At 61.2% G+C, this 17,186-nt stretch carries 14 protein-coding genes; 8 read left to right on the forward strand and 6 right to left on the reverse strand.

Annotated features, from left to right (window positions below; genetic code table 11):
* Positions 1 to 262: 262 nt before the first annotated feature.
* From DWZ52_RS08185 to serB, 4 genes are all read right to left on the reverse strand, one after another.
* A complete protein-coding gene (locus DWZ52_RS08185) occupies positions 263 to 802 on the reverse strand; it encodes a TetR/AcrR family transcriptional regulator (protein WP_118385309.1) in 540 nt (179 codons plus the stop codon).
* 2 nt (positions 803 to 804) lie between these two features.
* The gene (locus tag DWZ52_RS08190) at positions 805 to 1,722 is read right to left on the reverse strand and encodes a LarC family nickel insertion protein (RefSeq protein ID WP_118385310.1); all 918 of its coding nucleotides are present in this window, start codon (positions 1,720 to 1,722) and stop codon (positions 805 to 807) included.
* A 10-nt stretch (positions 1,723 to 1,732) separates the two neighbouring features.
* A complete protein-coding gene (gene larB, locus DWZ52_RS08195; protein ID WP_118227178.1) occupies positions 1,733 to 2,515 on the reverse strand; it encodes a nickel pincer cofactor biosynthesis protein LarB in 783 nt (260 codons plus the stop codon).
* A 114-nt stretch (positions 2,516 to 2,629) separates the two neighbouring features.
* Complete coding sequence (gene serB, locus DWZ52_RS08200; RefSeq protein WP_118385311.1) at positions 2,630 to 3,265, reverse strand: phosphoserine phosphatase SerB; 636 nt, start codon at positions 3,263 to 3,265, stop codon at positions 2,630 to 2,632.
* A 256-nt stretch (positions 3,266 to 3,521) separates the two neighbouring features.
* On the opposite strand from serB, the gene aspS reads away from it, so the two are divergent.
* The 6 genes from aspS (at position 3,522) to DWZ52_RS08230 (ending at position 9,223) form a co-directional block, all read left to right on the forward strand.
* Positions 3,522 to 5,309, forward strand: a complete 1,788-nt coding sequence (aspS, locus tag DWZ52_RS08205; protein ID WP_118385312.1) for an aspartate--tRNA ligase — start codon at positions 3,522 to 3,524, stop codon at positions 5,307 to 5,309.
* 143 nt (positions 5,310 to 5,452) lie between these two features.
* Positions 5,453 to 5,701 (forward strand): HPr family phosphocarrier protein, encoded by a 249-nt coding sequence (locus DWZ52_RS08210; protein ID WP_158572434.1) that lies wholly within the window; start codon positions 5,453 to 5,455, stop codon positions 5,699 to 5,701.
* 192 nt (positions 5,702 to 5,893) lie between these two features.
* Positions 5,894 to 6,136, forward strand: coding sequence for a FeoA family protein (locus tag DWZ52_RS08215; RefSeq protein ID WP_233514447.1), 243 nt, complete (start codon positions 5,894 to 5,896; stop codon positions 6,134 to 6,136).
* Between the two features lie 38 nt (positions 6,137 to 6,174).
* Positions 6,175 to 6,396, forward strand: a complete 222-nt coding sequence (locus tag DWZ52_RS08220; RefSeq protein WP_006234774.1) for a FeoA family protein — start codon at positions 6,175 to 6,177, stop codon at positions 6,394 to 6,396.
* A gap of 123 nt (positions 6,397 to 6,519) precedes the next feature.
* On the forward strand, positions 6,520 to 8,847 hold the full coding sequence (locus tag DWZ52_RS08225; protein WP_118385314.1) for a ferrous iron transporter B: 2,328 nt from the start codon (positions 6,520 to 6,522) through the stop codon (positions 8,845 to 8,847).
* 175 nt (positions 8,848 to 9,022) lie between these two features.
* Entirely contained in the window at positions 9,023 to 9,223 is a 201-nt protein-coding gene (locus tag DWZ52_RS08230; protein ID WP_117799996.1) for a hypothetical protein, read from the forward strand.
* 289 nt (positions 9,224 to 9,512) lie between these two features.
* On the opposite strand, the gene DWZ52_RS08235 is transcribed toward DWZ52_RS08230, so the two are convergent.
* Both DWZ52_RS08235 and DWZ52_RS08240 read right to left on the reverse strand, forming a co-directional pair.
* A complete protein-coding gene (locus DWZ52_RS08235; RefSeq protein ID WP_117647985.1) occupies positions 9,513 to 10,217 on the reverse strand; it encodes a response regulator in 705 nt (234 codons plus the stop codon).
* Entirely contained in the window at positions 10,210 to 12,945 is a 2,736-nt protein-coding gene (locus DWZ52_RS08240) for a sensor histidine kinase KdpD (RefSeq protein WP_118385315.1), read from the reverse strand. The genes DWZ52_RS08235 and DWZ52_RS08240 overlap by 8 nt, the downstream gene beginning before the upstream one ends.
* A gap of 334 nt (positions 12,946 to 13,279) precedes the next feature.
* Here DWZ52_RS08240 and kdpA point away from each other — a divergent pair, with 334 nt between their 5' ends.
* Together kdpA and kdpB are read left to right on the forward strand one after the other, a co-directional pair.
* Positions 13,280 to 15,103, forward strand: coding sequence for a potassium-transporting ATPase subunit KdpA (gene kdpA / locus DWZ52_RS08245; RefSeq protein WP_118385316.1), 1,824 nt, complete (start codon positions 13,280 to 13,282; stop codon positions 15,101 to 15,103).
* A gap of 16 nt (positions 15,104 to 15,119) precedes the next feature.
* Positions 15,120 to 17,180 (forward strand): potassium-transporting ATPase subunit KdpB, encoded by a 2,061-nt coding sequence (gene kdpB / locus DWZ52_RS08250; protein WP_118385317.1) that lies wholly within the window; start codon positions 15,120 to 15,122, stop codon positions 17,178 to 17,180.
* Positions 17,181 to 17,186: the final 6 nt, after the last annotated feature.

Below are 17,186 nucleotides of genomic sequence, written 5' to 3' on the forward strand. Positions count from 1 at the left end.
AGGCCGCTTATTAGCCCGTCCAAGAATTGGGGCGCAGTTCACACTTCGTGCGGCGGGGGTTCTTTCGTCCTGCGGAATGCGCTGGGAAGTTACCCCATGCGGCCAGCTGCGGGATCTTAGTCGCGTTGGAACAAGCAACCCAACATATATATCTGAATATGGATGGGAGGGGCGCTTTGTTTTTGGGTGCCCTTACAAGAAAACGTGACTTGGGGAAGGGATGGGCGCTTTGCTGGGATGGCGCTTTGGGATGGGGGCTTACTTAGCTGAAGAGGGGCTGTATGGCTGATAGGTAATCTTTGGCTACGTCGGCTTTGTCGGCTTGGAAGTTGTGCCAGGCCCACCATTGGACCATTCCTACGAAGCTTGAGGCTATGTGGTGTAGTAGGAAGCTTCGGTCCATGGTGGCGGCGGGGCCGTTTGGGTCGGTGGGGACGGTTCCGGCTGCTCGTGACATGATGGTCTTGCGTAAGCAGTCGGCGAAGACGCGTGAACCGGCGCCGGCTACGAGGGCTCGTACGCCCTGGCGGCGTTCCCAGAGGTTGTTGAGGATATGCTCGACTTGTACGAGCGGATCATCGAGCGGTGTGCCATCGTCGTCGAGGGCGTGGGTGCAGATGTCGCTCACGAGTTCGGACAGTAGGTCATCTTTGCTCTTGAAGAGGCCGTAGAACGTGGCCCGACCCACATGGGCGCGAGCGATGATGTCGCCGACGGTGATCTTGCCGTAGTCCTCTTCGCGCAGCAGCTCGGAGAACGCCGCGACGATGGCGGCGCGGCTTTTTGCCTTGCGGGCATCCATAGCTATGCATCCACGTGAACAAGCAGGCAACGGAGCGTGCCAGAGCAGCCCTCGTAGGGGCGCTTGCCAGCGCCGTAGCCGACGGCCTCGATGCGGTAGCGGGCTGGCAGGTGCTCGGACGTGCGCAGTGCGGCGACGATGGCGGCACCCGTGGGCGTCACGAGCTCGCCGGCGACCGGTGCGGGCGTGAGGGCGATATTGCCCGCCTGGCACAGGTTGACGACAGCGGGGACGGGAATGGGCATGAGACCGTGGGCACAGCGGATGGTACCGTGACCCTCGGAGAGCGACTCGACCACGATGTCCTCAATACCAAGGTCATCGAGGCAGATGGCGACAGAGCAGACGTCGACGATGGAGTCGACGGCGCCCACCTCGTGGAACATGACGGTCTTGGGCGTTTTGCCGTGGGCCTTGGCCTCGGCGGCGGCGAGCGCGGTAAAGATGGCGAGCGCGCGACGCTTGGCGCCATCGCTTAGCTGCGAGTCATCGATGATGGCGGTGACATCCGCCAAAGAACGGTGGTGATGGTGGTGGGCGTGATGGTGACCCTCGTGGCCATGACCGTGGGCCTCATGGTCATGCTCGTGGCAGTGCTCGTGTTCGTGCTCGCCATGATCATGATGGTAGTGCTCATGCTCATGTGTGTGCTCGGTGCCCGCTTCGTTGCCGTAGAGCCAGACCATGTCGTGGTCGTGGTTCTCGAGCTCCTCAGCCAGCTGAACATCAAAGTCGCAGGCGTCGATGCCATGCTTGTTTACGCGTGTAACGGCAATCTCAAAGCCGCCGACCGGCAGCGTGGCGAGCTGGTCGCGCAGATGCTCCTCGCTGGCACCCAGGTCGAGCAGGGCCGCGACGGTCATGTCGCCGCTGATGCCCGAGGTGCCGTCGATGATAAGCGTGTGCTGATGGTTGGACATGAAATGCTCCTTAGCGGGCGCAGGACGTGCCGGCGCTCAGATGATTGATAAGACTTGCCTGATAGGCGGCGCCAAAGCCGTTGTCGATATTGACGACCGAAACGCCGCTGGCGCAGGAGTTGAGCATGGCGAGCAGTGCGGCCATGCCGCCAAAGTTCGCGCCATAGCCCACGCTGGTGGGGACGGCGATGACCGGACAGCTCACAAGGCCTCCGATGACGCTCGCCAGGGCGCCCTCCATGCCGGCGATGGCGATGACCACCTGCGCCTGGGCAAGTTCCTCGGCATGAGCGAGCAGGCGGTGCAAGCCGGCGACACCCACGTCGTAGAGGCGATCGACCTCGTTGCCGTAGAACTCGGCCGTCAGTGCCGCCTCTTCGGCGACGGGCAGGTCGCTCGTGCCGGCGCAGGCGACGACGATGCGTCCGTTGCCGTTGGGGGAGGGCTTGCCACCCACGAGGGCGAGCTGGGCGTCCGGGACATATCCCAGGTCGATGCCGTTGCCGAGGAGCTCCGAGGTGCGGGCTGCCTTTTCGTCGTCCAGGCGCGTGACCAGGATGCGCTCCTGGCCGGCATCGAGTAATGCTTTGATAATGGCGGCAATTTGCTCGGCGGTTTTACCGGCGCCGTAGACAACTTCGCCGGCTCCCTGGCGCACCCCGCGCGAAAGGTCGAGCTGCGCAAAGCCCAAATCAGCGGTCGGAGCCGTCTGGATGCGCGTGAGGGCGTCGGCAGGGGTGACTGCTCCGCCGGCAACATCGCTCAGCAGCTGCTCTAGATCTCGCTTATCCATATATGTTCCCTTCGACGGCGCAAAGTTTAGCACTCAAAGGGTATGTTTCCGAACACTAAGACAGAATTGTTCGGAAACTATAGGACAGACTGATTCAATTGCTAGACGGATTGGCTAGTCGCGCAGGATGATGTCCATGGCGAGCATCAGATTGCGCTCGTCGATGGCAAACGGGGCGGCCTCGCGCGTCTTGGGCTTGGCACAAAACGCGATGCCCGTGCCCGCGGCCTGAATCATGGGGATGTCGTTGGCACCGTCGCCGATCGCGACGGTGTGGGCCATATCGACGCCGCACTCAACTGCCCAGTCCAGCAGCTGGATGAGCTTGGACTCCTTGGTCACAATGTCGGCAGCCAACTTACCGGTGAGCTTGCCGTCCACGACCTCCAGACGATTGGCCAGGCAAAAGTCGATGCCCGCGGCGGCCACGATCTTATCGGCGACTTCGTGAAAGCCGCCACTCACGACGCCGACCTTCCAACCCTTGCTGTGTGCCGAGCGCACAAGCTCCAACGCGCCGGGGGTAAATGTCACGCGCTTAAAGGTGCGCTCGAACACGCTCTCGTCCAGGCCGGCGAACAGCCTCACGCGCTCCTCGAGCGCCTGCTTAAAGTCAAGCTCGCCGCGCATGGCGCGTTCGGTGATCTGTGCCACCTGCTCGCCCACGCCGGCCTCTTCGCCCAACAGGTCGATGACCTCCTGGTTGATGAGCGTGGAGTCGATATCCATAACGATGAGGCGTGCAGTCATGGCGGGCCTTTCCGAGTGCTGTTTTATTGGGGCATATTGTCGCACGTGACGAGCGCGGGCGGGTGTCGCGGCGCGTCAATTGTTTCGTCTCCGTCAAGTCTTTGGGCAGGAGCCACTTTTTCGCGGCACATCGACGCGAGTGCGATAAGATAGAACGCCATGTCTGGCTGCGCGGTTTACGCAGGCTGGGCAAATCTGTACGACGCCGCCCGGAACGACACGGGGCGGCACAGATCCATAAAGGAGGATCACTGGTATGAGCCAGACCCGTCCCATCGATGAGCATTCCATGCACACCCGTACCTGCGGCGAGCTTCGCTTCGAGAACGTGGGCGAAGAGGTCACCCTCACCGGTTGGGTGAGCCGTCGCCGCGACCACGGCGGCCTTATCTTCTGCGACCTTCGCGACCGTGAGGGCATCACGCAGCTTACCTTCGACCCCGAGCACTCCGACGGCGACGCCTTTAAGATCGCCGAGACCATGCGTCCCGAGTGGCCCATCAAGATTCACGGCGTCGTGCGCGCCCGTGGCGAGGAGACCACCAACACCAAGCTCGCGACCGGCGAGATCGAGGTCCTGACCGACCACGCCGAGGTGCTCAATACGTCCGTCACCCCGCCGTTCCAGATCGAGGACGGCATCGAGACCAGCGAGGACACCCGTCTGCGCTATCGCTATCTGGACCTCCGTCGTCCCGAGATGATGGCCAACCTCAAGCTGCGCTCCGACTTTACCTTTGCCATTCGCGAGGCGCTGCACAACCGTGAGTTCATGGAGGTCGAGACGCCCTCCCTGTTCAAGTCTACGCCCGAGGGCGCCCGCGACTTCATCGTCCCCAGCCGCATCCAGCCGGGCAACTTCTACGCTCTGCCGCAGTCCCCGCAGCTCCTGAAGCAGCTGCTCATGGTCGGTGGCGTCGAGCGTTACTACCAGGTCGCCAAGTGCTTCCGCGACGAGGACCTGCGCGCCGACCGTCAGCCCGAGTTCACCCAGGTCGATATCGAGATGTCCTTCGTGGACCAGAACGACGTTATGAGCGCGCTCGAAGAGGTCCTGTCCGACGCCTTCGGCCGCATGGGTGTCGAGATGCCCACGCCGCTGCGTCGCATGGACTATTGGGAGGCCATGGACACCTATGGCTCCGACAAGCCCGATACTCGCTACGGCATGCACCTGGTCGACCTGACCGACATCTTTGCCAACTCCAAGTTCAAGGTCTTTGCGACTGCTGCAAACGAGGAGGGCTCTGTCGTCAAGGCCATCAACGCCAAGGGCGCCGGTGCCTGGGCACGTGCCAAGATCGATAAGCTCGCCGGCGTGGCCTCCACGTTTGGCGCCAAGGGCCTGGCCTGGATCGCTTTCCGCGAGGACGGCTCCATCAACAGCCCCATCGTCAAGTTCTTCTCGGACGAGGAGATGGCTGCTCTGCGCGAGCGCATGGACGTCGAGCCCGGCGACCTTGTGATGTTTGCCGCCGGCCCGCGCCTGCTCTCCGACGAGATCCTGGGCGGCATGCGTTCCCACATGGCCAACGCGCTCGAGATCAAGCGCGAGGGCCACGACTTCCTGTGGGTCGTCAACTTCCCGCTGTTCCACTGGGACGAGGATCGCAAGGCCTATGCAGCCGAGCACCAGCCCTTCACCCTGCCGACCGAGACCGACATCGCCAAGATCGAGGCCGATCCGTTGGCAGCCGGTTCGTGCACCTACGACTTTGTCATGGACGGCTTTGAGGCCGGCGGCGGCGGTATGCGTATCCACAACGCCGAGATGCAGATGTCCATGCTCAAGCTCCTGGGCTTTACCGAGGAGCGCGCCGAGTCGCAGTTTGGCTTCCTCATGGAGGCCCTCAAGTTTGGTGCGCCCCCGATGGGCGGTTTCGCTCTGGGTCTGGACCGCGTGTGCATGCTGCTCACCGGTTCCGACTCCATCCGCGACGTCATGGCGTTCCCCAAGACGGCCAGCGGCTCCGACCTCATGTCGGGTGCTCCGAGTGCCGTTTCCGGCGCCCAGCTCAAGGACGTCAGCCTGCGCCTGATGTAGGCGAGCGGCTACATATTGCCCGCAACGAGGGAAGGACGCGCGCCTTCCCTCGTTTTTTGTGGGACGGGGGTGCGCCGGTAACGTACAATAACTACCACGTGGCTGGGTTTGCTGGCCGAATGTGCGATGTCGTGGGAGGGGACATGGTCGAGTTTACAAAGACGATTAAAGATCCGTTGGGACTGCATGCCCGCCCGGTTGCGCTGCTCTACGACATCATTGCCAAGCACCGTAGCAACGTATCGGTCAGTATCGGCGAGCGCCATACCGACGGTCGCGATGTGATGGGGCTCATGGCGCTCTACGGCGAATGCGGCGAGGACATCGTGTTCCGCGTTTCGGGCGTGGACGAGGCCTCGTGCGTCACGTCGATCAGAAACCTCTCGCTCTAAAGCGCAACAATGTGGCGAAGGGACAGTCCCTTTGTCACATCTTTCTTTGTTGCATATAGGAAACTTTTCCGAAAACTGAATAGGAACCCTTTCCAAAAAGTTAGCCACGTGCTAGTTTACTGTAGCGAACATAGACGTGGTTAACTTTTGCTGCGTCGATGTTGAGGACGAACTGACGTTAGGAGCTCACTCATGTCTTGCGGACCGCAGATGCCGGCTATGCCGCTTTCGATGGTAAAAGCGGGCGAAACCGTGCGCGTGTCTCGTGTAAAGGGCAATGAGGATATGAAGCACCACCTCAAGGACCTCGGCTTTGTCGAGGGCAGCGAAATTCACGTGGTGAGCTCGAGTGGCGCCAATATCATCGTCACGGTGCTGGGCGCACGCTTTGGTATCGATTCCAAGGTTGCCATGCACATCATGACCGTCAGTTAGTCCGCAGCATTTAAAAAAACCGAAAGGGGGACAAGTAAATGAAGACGTTGGGTGACGTTAAGGTGGGCGAGAGCTCCACCATCGTCAAGCTTCACGGTGAGGGTGCGCTTCGCCGTCACCTTATGGACCTGGGGCTCATCAAGGGCACGTCGTTTAAGGTCGTAAAGGTCGCACCGCTCGGAGATCCGGTCGAGATCAACGTGCGCGGCTACGAGCTTTCCATCCGCAAGGAGGAGGCTGCCGTCGTCGAGGTCCAGTAAGGGCCAGCGGCGAGTATTTCTGCAGATAAAGTTAGGTTTCTCTAACTTAATGCAGCAACTTTGAAGCACATTATCCAGCTCGCGCGGAGAAAGCAGCGCGGGCACACAAGGAAGAAGGATTGAATGGCGGATTCTCAGATCCATGTCGCGCTGGCGGGTAACCCCAACTGCGGCAAGACCACGCTTTTCAACCTGATCACCGGCGCCAACGGCTACGTTGGCAACTGGCCCGGCGTCACGGTTGAGAAAAAGGAAGCCAAGCTCCTAAGCGACAAGAACGTCACGATTACGGACCTCCCCGGCATCTACTCGCTTTCCCCCTACAGCCCCGAGGAGCAGTGCTCGCGCGACTACCTCATGAGCGGCGAGCCCGATGTCGTCGTCCAGGTGGTCGATGCCACCAACCTCGAGCGCAACCTGTACCTGGCGCTTCAGGTTATCGAGACCGGCCTGCCCGTGGTCGTCGCCCTCAACATGGCCGACTTGGTCGAGAAGAACGGCGATAAGATCGACACGGACAAGCTCTCCAAGAAGCTCGGCTGCCCGGTCATGATGATCTCGGCTCTTAAGAACAAGGGCATCACGGAGCTGTTCGAGCAGGTCAAGAAGTCCGCTGCTTCCAAGGGCCAGGTGCCGGAGCACAAGTTCGATTCCTCCATCGAGGACGTTCTGGACCACATCGAGAACAATCTGCCGGCGAGCGTTCCCGCCAACAAGCGTCGCTACTACGCCGTCAAGCTGTTCGAGCGCGACGCGGACGCCTGCAAGCTCATCAACCTCACTAAGGAGAAGGCCGCTCGCGTCGAGCAGCTGGTCGCCCAGTGCGAGCAGGATTGCGACGACGACGCCGAGTCCATCATCACCGGCGAGCGCTACGGCGTGATCGCCCACATCATCGACGAGTGCCTCACCAAGGCTCCGGCCAAGATGAGCACCTCCGAGAAGATCGACCGTGTGGTTACCAACCGTATCTTGGGCCTGCCGATCTTTGTGGTCATCATGTTCTGCGTGTACTACATTGCCGTCTCTACCTTGGGCGGCACGGTGACCGACTTCACCAACGACCAGCTCTTTGGCACCGACGGTTGGTATGTGCTCGGCCAGGGCCGCGACGCCTACGACGCAGCTGTCGAGGCTGCGGGTGACGCCGCCGACTCGGTCGACCCGGCACAGTACGGCCCCTATGTTCCGGGTATTACCACCGTGGTGCACGATGCCCTTGTGGCGGGCGGCACCGAGGACGGTGGCCTGGTCGATTCGCTGGTCTGTGACGGTATCGTCGGCGGTCTGGGCGCCATCTTCGGCTTCGTGCCGCAGATGTTCCTGCTGTTCGTGATGCTGTCTTTCTTGGAGGACTGCGGCTACATGGCCCGCGTCGCCTTCATCATGGACCGCGTGTTCCGCCGCTTTGGCCTGTCCGGTAAGTCCTTCATCCCCATGCTCGTGTCCTCGGGCTGCGGCGTCCCCGGCGTCATGGCCACCAAGACCATCGAGAACGAGAAGGACCGCCGCATGACGGTCATGACCACCACGTTCATTCCCTGTGGCGCCAAGCTGCCGATCATCGCTCTGCTCATGGGTTCCATCATCGGCGATTCTTCCACCACCGCCGCATGGATCAGCCCGCTGTTCTACTTCTTGGGCGTCTTTGCCGTCATCGCCTCGGGCCTCATGCTCAAGAAGACCAAGCTCTTCGCCGGTCGCCCGACGCCGTTCGTTATGGAGCTTCCCGCCTATCACTTCCCGGCAATCCGCTCTTGGGCGCTGCATGTATGGGAGCGCTGCTGGGCCTTTATCAAGAAGGCCGGCACGGTCATCTTCGCGTCCACCGTCGTGGTTTGGTTCCTCTCCAACTTTGGTAGCTACAACGGTTCCTTCGGCTTCCTGCCTGCGATGGACGGCATCCCTGAGGAGTTTATGGACTACTCCGTGCTCGCCATGCTGGGCAACCTGGTCGCTTGGATCTTCGCCCCGCTCGGCTTTAGCACCTGGCAGGCCACCGCGCTGACTGTCTCTGGACTTGTCGCCAAGGAGAACGTCGTCGCCACCGCCGGCTCGCTGCTGTCCGTTGCCGACGCCGCCGAGACCGACCCGAGCCTGTGGACCGCGTTTGCGGGCATGTTCCCCACCATGGGCGCTTGCGTTGCCTTTGGCGCCTTTAACCTGCTGTGCGCCCCGTGCTTTGCCGCCATGGGCACTATCCGCAACCAGATGGACTCCGGCAAGTGGACCGCGATTGCCATCGGCTACGAGTGCGCCTTTGCCTGGGTGATCGGCCTGTTCATCAACCAGTTCTACAACCTGCTTGTCCTTGGCCAGTTTGGTATTTGGACGGTTGTAGCCATCGTTCTGCTGGTTGCGATGCTCTTCCAGATCTTCCGTCCCATGCCCAAGCACGCTTGGACCGACGAGGACGAGACCAACACCGCTTCCGCTGCAGTTTCCGCTTAAGTCCGAATAAGGATCAGCCCCTTTCCACGAGCCCGGGTGTCCCAGCGACACTCGGGCTTTTTGGTGAGGGAGATGTGGCGTTTCCGCAGATAAAACCGACCAAAATAAACCTGTCCCCTTTTGGCATGTGGAAGATGGGGTAAAGTAAGTGGTGGTTAACTAGAGGAGGCTTGCTATGGCACCTATCGATATTGTTGTGTTGGCTGTTATCGGCATTGCGTTTGTCGCCGTGTGCGTGCGCATCTACCGCAAAGGCACCTGCGCCGATTGCGCTCAGGGTGGCGTTTGCACGGGACATTGCTCCAACAAAAAGACCTGCGCCGCACTTAAGGGCGTAGACAAAATCGCCGAAGACTTGGGCCGCGGTGTCAAATAGGCCCCAGACGTCCAAGCGCCTCGCGAGCATCCGTTCGCGGGGCGCTTGGACGTCTGGGGGCGAGCGCGGCGAGTTGAAGACCCATTTTGGGGTATCGTTAACTATATTGTTAACGGCCCGCTCACGGTCGTCCATGCCGTCGCCGGCGCCAAGCTCGCCGTCGAAGGCATGATTGCCTACTTGCGCCTCTAACTCCATCCCGCCCATCAGTTGCGGTGAAATACGGACTGTTTTGGCTGTCAAAGGCCTTATCTACTCCGTATTCCACCGCAACTTTTTGTGGGGTGGGCTAGAGACGTTGCATGCGGTACCCGACACCCATGTGCGTCTGAATCATCTTGGGGTGAGAGGGATCTGCCTCGATCTTCTTGCGCAGGGTGCGCATGAACACGCGCAGGCTCGCCAGATCGCTGTCCCAGCTCGTGCCCCATATCTCGCGGGTGATGAAGGTGTGGGTGAGCACCTTGTCGACGTTTTTCGCCAGAAGGACGAGCAATTTGTACTCGGTTGGGGTGAGCGAGAGCTCGCGTCCGTCTTTCGTCGCGTATCCCGCGGCGTAGTCGATATGCAGCGGACCGTTGTCGAACGTGCTCGCTTCTGTCGACTCGCTCGACGCCATCGAGGAGCGCCTCAAATTCGCACGGACGCGCGCGAGCAACTCATCCACAGAAAAGGGCTTGGTGAGGTAGTCGTCTGCCCCGGCGTCAAGCGCTGCAATCTTGTCGGAATCTTCGGTGCGCGCCGAAATGACGATAATGGGGACTGCCGACCAGCTTCGGATCTTCGTGATGACCTCGATACCGTCAATGTCGGGAAGGCCGAGGTCGAGCATGATGAGGCTGGGGCCGTGCGACACCGCATCCATGATGGCGGCCTGGCCGTCGCAAACCTTGCTCACGACATAACCGTGGAGGTCAAGCGCGGTCGAAACGAGGTTTTGAACGGTCAGGTCATCTTCGACCAGGAGGATGCGTGGCTTAGCGGCATTATTCATGAATCTCGATCTCCTCAGCGGGCAGGGTAAAACGGAAGACGGCCCCATGGGGGTGGTTGTCGCGAACTTCGATGACGCCGCCATGCGCCTCCACGATGGAGCGGCAGAGCGACAGCCCAAGGCCGATGCATCGACGCGAATCCACGGGCCGCGTATTGCTTGAGGTGAAGAAGCGCTCAAAGATATGAGGCTTGTCGCAGTCTGCCACACCCGGCCCATCGTCTGCGACGTCCACCACGACGAACGCACCCTCGCGACGTGCGCTGATGGTGACAGTCGAGTCCTCGGGCGTGTATTTGAAGGCGTTCATGATGAGATTCGTAAGCACCTGCATGATGAGATGGACGTCGATGCGTACCAGCAGGATGTCGTCAGTGTGCTCGATGGTGACGGTACGTCCATGCGATGCTTGGGCGACATGGCTGAGGGCGGCCTCGATGACCTCGTCGATGAGCTCGGATGTAAAGTTGAGGCGAATGGTGCCGTCCTCGACGCGTGTGATGGCGAGGAGGTTCTCCACGGTATCGATAAGCCAGAGGGAGTCATCGTATATGGCATCGGCAAGATCGCAGCGTTGTTCGAGGCTGAGCCTCTCGTCGCTCTTCCGAAGGATTGCCGCAGATCCGGATATAGCCGTGAGGGGTGTCCTCAAATCGTGGCCGATGGAGCGCAAAAGGTTGGCACGCAGCTGCTCGTTTTTCGCCAAGACCGCAGCCTCTTCGCGCTCTTGCGCCGCTCGGTCACTTTCGAGCGCCAAGGCGCATTCACCTACGATAGATAGGACGATCGAATGCTCGAAGGCTTCGGTCTCGCGCCCCTCCAGGGCGATGCCGATGACACCGAATACCTTGTCGCCGGTGCGAACCGCGAGGTAGAGGCAGCGCGCCTCGGGCAGGGTCCGCGTGCTTGCGCCCGCGCGCTTGTTGTTGGTGTAGGTCCAGGTTGCAACGGCGCGCTCGTAGTCGGTGAGCAGCGACGCGGATCGGTTTTCGGTGCCAGCGGACTCATAGAGCGTCTTGCCGAGCGTGCCGTGTTCGGCGGTGTAGAAGACCACGTCGAGTTTTAGCAGTTTAATGAGTTGGTTCATGGCGACGCGGGCGCACTCCTCCGCGCTATGGGCTTGCTGCAAGAGCTGGTTCGTTTCGAGGAGTACGCGCGTTTTGAATGCGTTCTCGGCGGAGGTACGGGCGTTGTCGGCGATGCGCGCAGTTAACTCGCCGGCGACCATAGCGGTAGCGAACATGATGCCGAACGTGACCAGATAGCTTCGGTCGTAGCTGGCGAGCGAAAACAGGGGCGTGACGAAGCAGAAGTTGTAAAGCACTACAGAGAGCACGCTCGATACGATCGTGCAGATACGCCCCGTCGTGGTGACGGCGGTCAGCAGAGCCGTGAGGATATAGAGGGATATGATGCTGGAATCGGCAAATCCCAGATGGCGGAAAGCCGTGCCGATCGACGTGGCGACAAGTGAGAAGGCCAGCGTGCGAAGCACGTCTCGGCTGCTGGGCGGCTGCAGGGCGAGCGCACGGCGGCGTCCTTTGGGCCGGGAGGGCGGAGTCGACTGGTCTGGAATGATGTAAATGTCGAGGTTCGGGGCGAATGTTATGAGCTGTTCTACGAGAGATTTGCGGCCGAAGAGGGCCTGACGGACGCTGCTGCGTTCGCCCGTGCGCCCCATGACGATCTTCGAAATACCCGACAGGCGTGCGAACTCGGAGATCTGAAACGCGATGTCGTCGCCATAGACGGTCTCCATCTGTGCTCCGAGCTGCTCGGCTAGGGCGATATTGGCTGCAAGCTTGGCGCGCTCATCATCGCTCATGGCTTGCGTGCGCGGGCTCTCTACGAACAGGGCGACGAGCTCGCTGCGAAACGCTTTCGCCATGCGTGCGGCGGCACGGACGATGCGGGGATTGGTCGGCGCCGGTGAGACACAGACTAAGATACGCTCCCTGGTGTAGTAGTCACGGTTTCCCAGCACGCGTGCGGCGTCTGTGAGGTGGCCGGTGCGATCGGCGCAGCGGCGCAGCGCGATTTCTCGGAGTGCGGTGAGGTTCTCGACGGTAAAAAAATGCTGTTGCGCTCGGTCGGCTTGTGCGGGACGGTAGACGAGGCCGGCGCGAAGGCGCTCAAGTAGGTCTTCGGGCTCTATGTCGACGAGCTCGACCTGGTCGGCATCATCGAAGATACGGTCGGGGATTCGTTCGCTCACGACAACGCCGGTGATGGATGCAACCATGTCGTTTAGGCTCTCGATATGCTGAACGTTTACGGTTGTATAGACGTCGATGCCCGCATGTAGAAGTTCCTCGACGTCTTGATAGCGTTTGTCGTGGCGAGACCCCGGCGCATTCGTATGGGCGAGCTCGTCGACAAGGATGAGCTGAGGGGCGCGTTCGATAGCCGCATCTAGATCGAACTCGCTGAGCGCAATGCCGTTGTGCTCGATGAGTTTACAGGGCACGTTCTCAAGCCCTTGTGCAAGATGGGCAGTTGCCGGACGTTCGTGCGGCTCGATGTATCCCGCGACGACGTCGACACCTCGCCGCTTGGCGGCGTGGGCGGCTTGAAGCATCGCATAGGTTTTGCCTGCACCAGCAGCGTAGCCAAAGAAAATCTTGAGGTGTCCCCGGCTGGTTCGAGCGTCATCGGCGACCTCGTCTTTCTCAATTGCCTTGAGGATGAGGTCTGGATTGACGCGAGTGTCCGATGCGTCGCGCTGCATAGCGTAGCCTTTCTGAAACGTTGTCCATGCGTGCATACGCGGTGAGGACGCCACTGTATGCTCGCGAGGTCGAGTATAGGCGCACTGCAGCCGCAATAGTGCTTTCTACCTGCATCTTTACGGCATCTTAAGGTCGTGAGCCCCGGCCCTCACGCCTCTTTAATCTCTAGAAGCGTTTACTGTCCCCAGGCGCTTGCGAGAGCAGGCGTCCGAGACATCGGACCGCGCGTGAAAGGGGCGGTAAATGAACATCCTCATTCCCATCATCGGAGTCGTCTGCATTGGACTCCTTATCTATTACATCTACATTCTGATGAGGAGTGATTCGTAAACTATGGACGCTGCGATTCAGTACATCTTGTACTTTGCCGTGCTCGTCGTCCTGGCCGTTCCGCTCGGTCGGTTCATGGCCCATATCATGGATGGTGAGCATACGTTCCCGTCGCCTGTGATTGCTCCTGTGGAGCGTGGCGTCTATCGTCTGCTTCGCATCGACGCGGCAGAGCAGATGGGGTGTAGGCGCTACCTGGCGAGCGTGCTGGTCTTTTCGGGGATCGGCCTCGTGGTCCTTGTGGCACTTCAAGCGCTTCAGTCCTTCTTGCCAGGCAATCCCCAGCACCTGCCGGGTGTGCCATGGGACCTGTCGTTCAATACGGCTGCTTCCTTCATAACCAACACCAACTGGCAGTCCTACTCCGGCGAGACCACCCTGTCCTACCTTGTGCAGTTCATGGGTCTCACCGTGCAGAACTTCTTGTCCGCTGGCACCGGTATCGCGGTCATGTTCGCGCTGATTCGCGGCTTCCGTCAGGTCAAGGAGCAGAGCTTGGGTTCCTTCTGGGTCGACCTCACCCGCACCGTCCTGTATGTGCTCATCCCGCTGAACCTCGTGTTCGGCATCTGCCTGGCTGCCGGTGGCGTCATCTCCAACTTCCAGCCGGCTCAGAAGGCTGAGCTCGTAGAGCCCGTCGCCGTCCAGCCTAATGCAGACGGCGGCTGGAGCGTCCTCGACGGCGCCCAGATCGAGGGCGACACGGTCAAGGTCGACGGCAAGGTTGTCGAGGGCGCGCGCGTGGTCACCGAGCAGTTCCTGCCCCAGGGTCCTGCGGCTCCTCAGGTCGCCATCAAGCAGTCCGGAACCAACGGCGGCGGCTTCTTCGGCGTGAACTCCGCCCATCCGTATGAGAACCCCAGTGCCTTCACCAACATCATCGAGATGACCAGCCTGCTGCTGATCCCGGCTGCCTGCTGCTTCACCTTCGGTATCGGCGTCAAGAACACCAAGCAGGGCAAGGCCATCTTTGCCGCCATGTTCATCCTGCTGGTGATCTTCACCGGCATCATCGCCGTCAACGAGCATGCGGGCACCCCGCAGCTGGCCGATGGCGGAGCGGTCAATATCGAGATGACCGACGGCCAAGCCGGCGGCAACATGGAGGGCAAGGAGAGCCGCTTCGGTATCGTCACCTCCTCCACGTGGTCGGCTTACACCACCGCCGCTTCCAACGGCTCGGTTAACTCCATGCACGACTCCTACACCCCGCTGGGCGGGTTTGTCCAGATGCTCCAGATGGCTCTGGGCGAGGTTGTCTTCGGCGGCGTGGGCTGCGGCCTGTACGGCATGATCGGCTTCGCCATCCTCACAGTGTTCATCGCCGGCCTTATGGTCGGCCGCACGCCCGAGTTCCTGGGCAAGAAGATCGAGCCGGGCGAGATGCGCTGGGCAGTTGTCCTGTGCCTGGCAACTCCGTTTGCCATTCTGGTGTGCTCGGCCATCGCCTGCATGGTGCCCGGTCTTGCCGACCAGCTCAACAATGGTGGCGCGCACGGCTTCTCCGAGGTGCTGTATGCCTTCACCTCATGCGGCGGCAACAACGGCTCGGCGTTTGCAGGTATGAACTGCAACATTCCCTGGATCAACGTCATGCTCGGCCTCGAGATGCTGTTCGCCCGCTTCATGCCCATCATCGGTACGCTGGCTATCGCCGGCTCGCTGGCCAAGAAGGGTAAGGTCGCCGAGAGCGCCGGTACCCTGTCTACCACCAACGGCATGTTCGTATTCCTGCTCGTGTTCATCGTTCTGCTGATCGGTGCCCTGAGCTTCTTCCCGGCCCAGGCGCTTGGCCCCGTTGCCGAGTTCTTCCAGATGATTGCGTAAAGGAGGGCGCAGATTTATGACTATGCAAAAAGACATGATGGGCCGCGCGGTCCGCGACTCGTTTGCCAAGCTGGACCCTCGCGTCCAGATTCAAAACCCGGTCATGTTCCTGGTGTGGCTTTCAGCCGTCATGACCTCCGTCCTGGTCGTCGCTTCCATCTTCGGTGTGCGGGACGCGGGTGTGCCCACCTACTATGTGGTCGCCATCGCGGTCATCCTGTGGCTCACCGACCTGTTCTCGAACTTCGCCGAGGCGCTTGCCGAGGGCCGCGGTAAGGCTCAGGCTGATTCTCTGCGTGCGGCCAAGAAGGATGTCGAGGCCCATCGCATCGAGTCCGTTGAGGACAAGGAGCACTTCACCGTCGTTCCCGGCACCGAGCTCACGCGCGGCGACCTGGTGATCGTACGCGCCGGCGAGCAGATTCCCGGCGACGGCGACGTCATCGAGGGCGCTGCCTCCGTTGACGAGTCCGCCATCACCGGCGAGTCCGCCCCCGTGGTCCGCGAGGCCGGCGGCGACCGCTCTGCCGTTACCGGCGGTACCACGGTGCTGTCCGACTGGATCATCGTCAAGATCTCCAGTGAGCCCGGCCAGAGCTTCCTGGACAAGATGATCGCGATGGTCGAGGGTGCCGCGCGCAAGAAGACCCCTAACGAGATCGCTCTGGAGATCTTCCTGGTGGCCCTTTCCATCGTCTTTATTCTGGTCACGCTGGCCCTGTATTGTTACTCCTGCTTCTCGGTCGGTCTTAACGACATGGTCAACCCCACGGCCGTGACCACGCTCGTGGCGCTGCTCGTGTGCCTGGCTCCCACTACCATCGGCGCCCTTCTGTCCGCCATCGGCATCGCCGGCATGAGCCGTCTGAACGAGGCCAACGTGCTGGCCATGTCCGGCCGCGCCATCGAGGCCGCCGGCGACGTCGACATCCTCATGCTCGACAAGACCGGCACCATCACCCTGGGTAACCGCCAAGCCGCCGAGTTCATCCCGGTCGACGGCGTCGATCCCGCGGAGCTGGCCGATGCCGCCCAGCTTTCCTCGCTGGCCGACGAGACCCCCGAGGGCCGTTCCATCGTCGTGCTCGCCAAGGAGCAGTTCGGTCTGCGCGGCCGCACGCTCGAGGATAAGGGCATGGAGTTCATCCCGTTCACCGCGGCAACGCGTATGTCCGGCGTGAACTACGAGGGCAATGAGATCCGCAAGGGCGCTGCCGATTCCGTGCGCACCTATGTGGAGGCAGCCGGCGGCGTGTTCTCCCAGGAGTGCGAAGAGGCCGTCGAACGCATCGCCAAGGCCGGCGGCACCCCGCTGGTCGTGACCAAGAACTGCCGCGTGCTGGGCGTTGTGTACCTCAAGGACATCATCAAGTCCGGCGTTAAGGAGAAGTTCGCCGACCTGCGCAAGATGGGCATCAAGACCATCATGGTGACGGGCGACAATCCGCTCACCGCCGCGGCAATCGCCGCCGAGGCCGGCGTTGACGACTTCCTGGCCGAGGCCACCCCTGAAGGCAAACTCGAGAAGATCCGCGAGTTCCAGCGTGAGGGTCACCTGGTCGCCATGACCGGTGACGGCACCAACGACGCGCCCGCTCTGGCCCAGGCCGACGTCGCCGTGGCCATGAACACGGGCACCCAGGCTGCCAAGGAGGCCGGCAACATGGTCGACCTCGACTCCAGCCCCACCAAGCTCATCGAGGTCGTGCGTATTGGCAAGCAGCTGCTCATGACCCGCGGCTCGCTCACGACCTTCTCGGTGGCCAACGACGTGGCGAAGTACTTCGCTATTATCCCGGCCCTGTTCTCGCCGATCTATTCGGGACTGGGCGCCCTCAACATCCTGAGCCTCACCAACCCGTTAACGGCCGTGCTGTCCGCCATCATCTACAACGCGCTGGTCATCGTCGCGCTAATTCCGGCGGCTCTCAAGGGCGTCAAGTACCGCGAGGTTCCATCCGGCCAGCTGTTGACCCATAACCTGCTGGTGTGGGGTCTGGGCGGCATCGTGGCGCCGTTCGTATTCATCAAGATTATCGACATGCTGCTGGCCTTGTTCGGCATTGGCATGATGTAGACGGAG

This window comes from Collinsella sp. AF33-16, from assembly GCF_003475325.1.
Lineage (GTDB): Bacteria > Actinomycetota > Coriobacteriia > Coriobacteriales > Coriobacteriaceae > Collinsella.

Excerpts from the sequence above, each read along its gene's own strand:
- DWZ52_RS08230 (WP_117799996.1), top strand. The coding sequence starts at position 9,023 with ATGGCACCTATCGATATTGTTGTGTTGGCTGTTATCGGCATTGCGTTT.
- kdpB (WP_118385317.1), top strand. The coding sequence starts at position 15,120 with ATGACTATGCAAAAAGACATGATGGGCCGCGCGGTCCGCGACTCGTTT.
- kdpA (WP_118385316.1), top strand. The coding sequence starts at position 13,280 with ATGGACGCTGCGATTCAGTACATCTTGTACTTTGCCGTGCTCGTCGTC.
- serB (WP_118385311.1), bottom strand. The coding sequence starts at position 3,265 with ATGACTGCACGCCTCATCGTTATGGATATCGACTCCACGCTCATCAAC.
- DWZ52_RS08215 (WP_233514447.1), top strand. The coding sequence starts at position 5,894 with ATGTCTTGCGGACCGCAGATGCCGGCTATGCCGCTTTCGATGGTAAAA.
- DWZ52_RS08220 (WP_006234774.1), top strand. The coding sequence starts at position 6,175 with ATGAAGACGTTGGGTGACGTTAAGGTGGGCGAGAGCTCCACCATCGTC.
- DWZ52_RS08235 (WP_117647985.1), bottom strand. The coding sequence starts at position 10,217 with ATGAATAATGCCGCTAAGCCACGCATCCTCCTGGTCGAAGATGACCTG.
- DWZ52_RS08185 (WP_118385309.1), bottom strand. The coding sequence starts at position 802 with ATGGATGCCCGCAAGGCAAAAAGCCGCGCCGCCATCGTCGCGGCGTTC.
- DWZ52_RS08210 (WP_158572434.1), top strand. The coding sequence starts at position 5,453 with ATGGTCGAGTTTACAAAGACGATTAAAGATCCGTTGGGACTGCATGCC.
- DWZ52_RS08225 (WP_118385314.1), top strand. The coding sequence starts at position 6,520 with ATGGCGGATTCTCAGATCCATGTCGCGCTGGCGGGTAACCCCAACTGC.
- DWZ52_RS08240 (WP_118385315.1), bottom strand. The coding sequence starts at position 12,945 with ATGCAGCGCGACGCATCGGACACTCGCGTCAATCCAGACCTCATCCTC.
- aspS (WP_118385312.1), top strand. The coding sequence starts at position 3,522 with ATGAGCCAGACCCGTCCCATCGATGAGCATTCCATGCACACCCGTACC.
- larB (WP_118227178.1), bottom strand. The coding sequence starts at position 2,515 with ATGGATAAGCGAGATCTAGAGCAGCTGCTGAGCGATGTTGCCGGCGGA.
- DWZ52_RS08190 (WP_118385310.1), bottom strand. The coding sequence starts at position 1,722 with ATGTCCAACCATCAGCACACGCTTATCATCGACGGCACCTCGGGCATC.